Raw genomic sequence first — 5,590 nt, 5'->3', positions numbered from 1 at the left:
CCAGCCCGGCGGCCTGCTGGGCCTGCCAGTTTTTACTGCGCACCTGCGAGCCGGTGGCCAGCAGCGCCTGCTGGTCGATTTCGCCCTTCCAGTAGGCTTCCTGTGCCCGTTTCAGTTCGCGGCGCGCGCCGATGCGCGGATAGCCGAGGATGTGTGTCTGTGCCATGTCCTTATCCCATATGGTTGACGACCCGGTGCCTGTGGGCCCGGGTGGTGAATTTCGGGGTTGATTCTGCGGGCCACACCATGTTCAATCAATTTCATATTTTTTGCCCAGAACATGAATATTTCTAAACATGATTGAGCTGAGACATCTCAAGGCACTCACCATATTGCGCGAGACCGGCAGCATGGTGCGTGCCGCCGAGCGGCTGTACCTGACCCAGTCCGCCCTGTCGCACCTGTTCCGGGAGATGGAAGACCGTCACGAACAGGCGCTGTTTGTACGCAAGTCCCGCCCGCTGCGCTTCACCAGCGCGGGACTGCGACTGCTGCAACTGGCGGATGAGGTACTGCCAAGGGTGGCGGTGGCGCAGCGGGACCTGGCGCGGCTCGCCTCCGGGCAGGCGGGGCGCCTGAATATCGCCATCGAGTGCCACAGTTGTTACCAGTGGCTCATGCCGACGCTGGATGCGTATCGCGACGACTGGCCGGAAGTTGAGCTGGATCTCTCCAGCGGCTTCCACTTCGCGCCGCTGCCGGCGCTGGTTCGCGGCGACCTGGATCTGGTGGTTACCAGCAACCCCGATGAATCCCTGAAGGGCATTCACTACGAGCCGCTGTTCAGTTTTGAAATGTGCCTGGCGACAAGCCGCAAGCATCCGCTGGCAGAGCGGAAATGGGTGGAGCCGCAGGACCTGGCCGACGAGGTGCAGATTACCTACCCGGTGGAGCGGGAGCGGTTGGATATCTTCCAGCATTTTCTCGACCCCGCCGGCATAGAGCCCGCCGCGGTGCGCACTGCGGAACTGACGGTGATGATGGTACAGCTGGTGGTGAGCGGGCGCGGTGTGTGTGCACTCCCTAACTGGGCATTACACGAATATCTGCAAAAGGGATTTGTCAGTCAGTTGCGCTTGGGAAAAAACGGACTGTGGAGCACGCTGTACGCGGCGGTGAGGGAAGAGATGCTGGAGCAGGCATTTTTGCAGGACTTTTTTGTCACCGCGAAAAATACCTGCTTCAGCAATTTGAATGGCGTCAGACCTGCGGTTTAGGGCTCAGACCAGCGACGCAGCAGATTGTGGTAAATCCCGGTCTGCGCCACGATGGTTTCGTTATCACCCAGCTGCTGGCGCAGGCGGTTGATCGACATATCCAAGTCAAACAGCAGGGTGCGCTGACCGTCGTCGCGCACGAGGCTCTGTATCCAGAAAAACGACGAGATCCTTGCGCCGCGGGTCACCGGTGTCACCCGGTGCAGGCTGGTGGACGGATACAGCACCATGGAACCCGCCGCCAACTTCACCGAGTGGGCACCATAGGTATCGTCGATCAGCAGCTCGCCGCCGTCGTACTCGTCCGGCTCGGAGAAAAAAATCGTGCAGGACAGATCCGTGCGGATCTGCCCGCCAGTGGGCAAGCGCCGGATGGCGTTGTCCACATGGTTGTTGAAATGCTCCCCACCCTCGTAACGGTTGAACAACGGCGGGAACACCCGCTGCGGCAGCGCCGCGGACATAAACAGTCCACTCGCCGGCAGCGCCTTGAGAATCAGCTCACCGAGCTCCCGCGCCAGCGGCGAGCTCTCCGGCAACTGACGGTTCTGTTTGGCCTGCGCGGACTGGTGCCCCGCGGTTACCCGGCCATCCACCCACTCTGCCTGCAACAGGGCCGCCTTGATCTCGGCGACCTGCTGCTTGCTGAGGATTTCGGGGATTTCCAACAGCACGTGTATTTCCCTTTTTAAAAATTAGTAGGTGAAGTTCAAGGACAGCAGCGCGGTGCGGCTGAGCCCCGGAATGAAGTGACCACCGCCCACAAAGTCGATGTACTCTTCATCGGTCAGGTTCTGCAGGTTCAGCTGCATACTGATATTGTTGCTGAAAGCGTAGACACCGGAGGCCTCAAAGATCCAGTAGTCCGGGGCAACGCGGGTATTGGCGGTACTGTTGAAGCGATCGTCAACATACTGCGTACCCAGACCCAGCTGCAGGCGCTCGCTCATCTGGTAATTGGCCCAGAGGTTGAACGTGTGCTCTGGCGAGTTGGACAGCTCGTTGCCAACTTCCGATGCGTCTTTGCTTTCCAGTACTTCGGAATCCAGATACACGTAGCCGGCATTCACACTCAGGTTATCGGTGATCGCACCGGAGGCGCCCAGCTCCAGACCCTGTACACGCTGCTCACCGTCGAGCACCAGCACATCGTTGGGATCGTTCGGGTCCTGGGTGCGCGCATTGACCTTGTCGGTGCGGAACAGAGCCGCGCTCAGCAGTGCACGACCTTCTGCCAGTTCCCACTTGGTGCCCAGTTCAAAGCTGCGGTTTTCTTCAGGATCCAGATCCGCAATACCAGGGTTGCGGCTGTTCTCGGTGATCGACATCCCTTCAGCGGTCGGGTTGAAGGAAGTACCGTAACCAAAATAGATACTGCCCTCGGATACCGGCTTGAATACCACACCGGCGCGGTAGCTCAGCATGTTGTCGGAGCGCTCCAGCAGCGGGCTGCCATCCGGGGTGTACTCCATTTCAAAGTGGTCGTAACGCAGGCCACCGTTGATCTGCCAGTACTCGTTGATCTGCACCGAATCAGACAGGTAAGCCGCAAGCGTGGTGGACTCGCCCAGGCTGAAGGTGCCGGTGCTTACATAATTTTCCAGGTAGGGATCATTCGGGTTCGGGTTGAACAGATCCGTCGCCGGTGAATCTTCCCCGGTCAGTTCCTTGGTGTAGCGCTTCTCGCTTTCGAGGCTAACCTCGGTACCCACAATGATGCGGTGCTCCCAGCTGCTACCTGGGTTCACCGTCAGCGACAGGTCCGTCATGTTGCTGAAAATGGTGTTTTCCTGGTCGCGGTATTTTTCGTCGCTGCGGCGAATGTCGGTACTGTCGTTACTCACGAAGCGCGGTGCGGTCACCATGTTGTCGCGGCTGGTTACGCCCCAACGGGTGGTGTTGTTCAGGCTCGCATTGTCGCCGAGGCGCTGGGTCACCTGCGCGGTACCGATGGTGGTATCCACTTTTTCATAGTCGCGGGACTTGAGGCCGTACCAGTTTTCGAAATCCACCGGCGGCGCAGAGTCGGCGTAATCCGCCAGCGGAACGTTGGCCGCCGGCACCCATGGAATACCGTAATCCGGGGTATTGTCCTGGGCCAGGTGGAACAGGCTCAGGTTTACCTCGGTATCGGTCTCGATACCAAAGGCGATGGACGGCGCGATACCCCAGCGGGAATTGTCTACTTCATCGCGACCGGCCACGTCCTGCGTGTGGGTCAGGATATTGATGCGCGCGGCGGCGTTGTCGATACCGTCAAGGGTGCGGTTAACGTCCAGGGTGGCACGACCATAGCTGTCGGTGCCGGCCAGCACACTGCCGCTGGTGCTGTCGCTCAGGTGCGGGGTCTTGCTCACCAGGTTTACGGAACCACCGGTGGAACCGCGGCCGGAGTAGTCAGAGGACGGGCCCTTAACCACTTCCACCTGCTCAAGGTTGAACGGGTCGCGGGTGTAGCCGCCGAAGTCGCGCACGTTATCCACAAAAATATCGGTACGGGCGCTGTAGCCACGAATGGAGAACTGGTCGCCGGGAGGTGCACCGCCCTCACCCGCCTGCATGCTGATTCCGGAAACGTTGCGCAGTACATCGCGCAGGGTGGTGGCGGCACGCTGCTGCATCACCTCTTCGGAAATCACATTGATGGTCTGGGCGGTATCCAGCAGTGGGCGGGCAAACTTGACCGAACTGGGCTTCTGCTCTTCGATGCGGTCAGTCACTTCCACCACTTCCGGCGCGCGGGTATCCGCGGTCTTGGCTTCCTCGGCGTGGGCGGTGCCCATAAGACCCGTGGCGACAGCAGCTGCGAGGGACAGCTGAGAGAAACGGGAAAACTGGCCTGCGAGCGGCTTCTTCCGGAATGCATCGCTGGCATTGTGAACAGCAGATTGGATGGCGAGCTTATCCATACTCGTCAGCTTGGTCATGTGGTTACCCCAACAGTCGGTTTGTTATCAAGATCTTTCATCGGCCTTACAGGCCATTTAATGCGAAGCATTATCATTTAGATCAAGATAATCAGCAAGCCTTGTTATGCGGTTTTGGCGCATTTTCCTACCTCGGCCACAAGAAAGAGGCGGCGGACGCAAAAAATCGCTAAGCTTGGGCACAAAAAAACGGAAGGGGAATTTCCATGACTAAAACCATCAGCAGCTGGAGCCCGGCACTCAAAACCCTGCACTGGCTGATCGCCTTTTTTATCCTGTTTGCCTGGGGCTCGGTGGAGCTGCACGAGTTCTATGAGCGCGACGATCCCATGCGCGGCTGGTGGATGGTGGTGCACTTCTCGCTCGGCTTCACTGTACTGTTTCTGGGTCTCGCGCGGCTTTACTGGCGCGCCACCCACGGCCGCCCCACCCTGTACGGCAGCGGTCTGCAAAAGCCGGTATCACTGCTGGTGCAAAGCCTGATGTACGTGATCATGCTGGGAATGCCGATTACCGGCCTGCTGATGCGCCAGTTCGCGGGGCGCGAGACCAAGCTGTTCTGGCTGTTCGACCTGCCGTCGTTTGTTGCCAAGAATGAGGCACTCGCCAAACAGCTGGCGTTTTTGCACAAGGAATTCCTGTGGAATGCACTGCTGGTGTTGCTGGTACTGCATATCGGCGGCGCGCTGTGGCATCACCTGATCACCAAGGACAATACCCTGCGGCAGATGCTGCCGTTTGGCAAAGTGAAGTAACCACAGCAACAGCGCACAATAAAAAAAGGGCACCAATTGGTGCCCTTTTTTGTTTCCGAGGAAATCCCTCAGACCGGATCAGTCGAAAGACTTCTTCGGCTTGCGCTTTTTGAACGCCGGCGCGGTGTGGCCACCGGATTTCACACGGGCTTCATCAAAGCGAGCAATGTTCATCGGACGACCATTTACCCGCACCTTTTTCAGGTGCTGGAAAATTTCCTGCGGCATGCCTTCCGGCAGGTCGACAGTGGTGTACTCGGGGTAAATCTCGATACGGCCGATGTAGGAGCTGTCGAGATCCACTTCGTTGGCGATGGCGCCGACGATGCTGCCCGGGCGCACGCCGTGCTCGCGACCCACTTCAATACGGTAGCGCTCCTTGCCTTCATCCGGACCCGGAATACGCTTGCTGTCTTTGTCGAAACCGGGTTTCTTATCACGCGGCTTGCGCTTGCGGTCTTCGAAGTCGTCTCCGAATTCGCGCGGCTTGCGCTCGCGGAATTCCTGACGCGCCGGCTCGCGCTCGTCCAGCAGCAGCGGCTGGTCGCCCTGCGCCATGGCGGCGAGAGCTGCGGCTACATCCAACGGATCGACGTCGTTGTCTTCCAGGAATTTTTCCACCAGATCGCGGAACGGTGCCAGGTCGCGGCGGCCGCCCATGGTGAAGGTAATTTTCTGGCGGAATTTTTCC

General features: G+C 59.0%; 6 protein-coding genes. 2 read left to right on the top strand and 4 right to left on the bottom strand.

The genetic code is table 11. The annotated features are described in order from the left end of the window. On the bottom strand, positions 1-166 hold a 166-nt coding region (locus tag VIL80_RS16390; RefSeq protein ID WP_332037167.1), incomplete at its 3' end, for a hypothetical protein. A 130-nt stretch (positions 167-296) separates the two neighbouring features. Here VIL80_RS16390 and VIL80_RS16385 point away from each other — a divergent pair. After that, positions 297-1,217, top strand: a complete 921-nt coding sequence (locus tag VIL80_RS16385) for a LysR family transcriptional regulator (RefSeq protein ID WP_332037166.1) — start codon at positions 297-299, stop codon at positions 1,215-1,217. Here the strand turns inward: VIL80_RS16385 and VIL80_RS16380 are convergent. After that, positions 1,214-1,891 carry a Fe2+-dependent dioxygenase gene (locus VIL80_RS16380; RefSeq protein ID WP_332037165.1) on the bottom strand — a complete coding sequence of 226 codons (678 nt, stop codon included), beginning with the start codon at positions 1,889-1,891 and terminating at the stop codon, positions 1,214-1,216. The two genes, VIL80_RS16385 and VIL80_RS16380, sit on opposite strands and share 4 nt — an antisense overlap. Before the next feature lie 21 nt (positions 1,892-1,912). After that, positions 1,913-4,144: a TonB-dependent receptor gene (locus VIL80_RS16375; RefSeq protein WP_332037164.1), complete on the bottom strand. Its 2,232-nt coding sequence runs from the start codon at positions 4,142-4,144 to the stop codon at positions 1,913-1,915. A gap of 206 nt (positions 4,145-4,350) precedes the next feature. Between VIL80_RS16375 and VIL80_RS16370 the strand changes: the two genes are divergently transcribed. Then, a complete protein-coding gene (locus tag VIL80_RS16370) occupies positions 4,351-4,899 on the top strand; it encodes a cytochrome b (RefSeq protein ID WP_332037163.1) in 549 nt (182 codons plus the stop codon). 78 nt (positions 4,900-4,977) lie between these two features. Here the strand turns inward: VIL80_RS16370 and VIL80_RS16365 are convergent. Beyond that, positions 4,978-5,590: DbpA RNA binding domain-containing protein (locus tag VIL80_RS16365; RefSeq protein WP_332037162.1), on the bottom strand; the 613-nt coding region annotated here is incomplete at its 5' end.

This window comes from Microbulbifer sp., assembly GCF_036563125.1.
Lineage (GTDB): Bacteria > Pseudomonadota > Gammaproteobacteria > Pseudomonadales > Cellvibrionaceae > Microbulbifer.
This window is presented reverse-complemented; position numbering and strand designations above follow the sequence as displayed.

Excerpts from the sequence above, each read along its gene's own strand:
- VIL80_RS16385 (WP_332037166.1), top strand. The coding sequence starts at position 297 with ATGATTGAGCTGAGACATCTCAAGGCACTCACCATATTGCGCGAGACC.
- VIL80_RS16375 (WP_332037164.1), bottom strand. The coding sequence starts at position 4,144 with ATGACCAAGCTGACGAGTATGGATAAGCTCGCCATCCAATCTGCTGTT.
- VIL80_RS16370 (WP_332037163.1), top strand. The coding sequence starts at position 4,351 with ATGACTAAAACCATCAGCAGCTGGAGCCCGGCACTCAAAACCCTGCAC.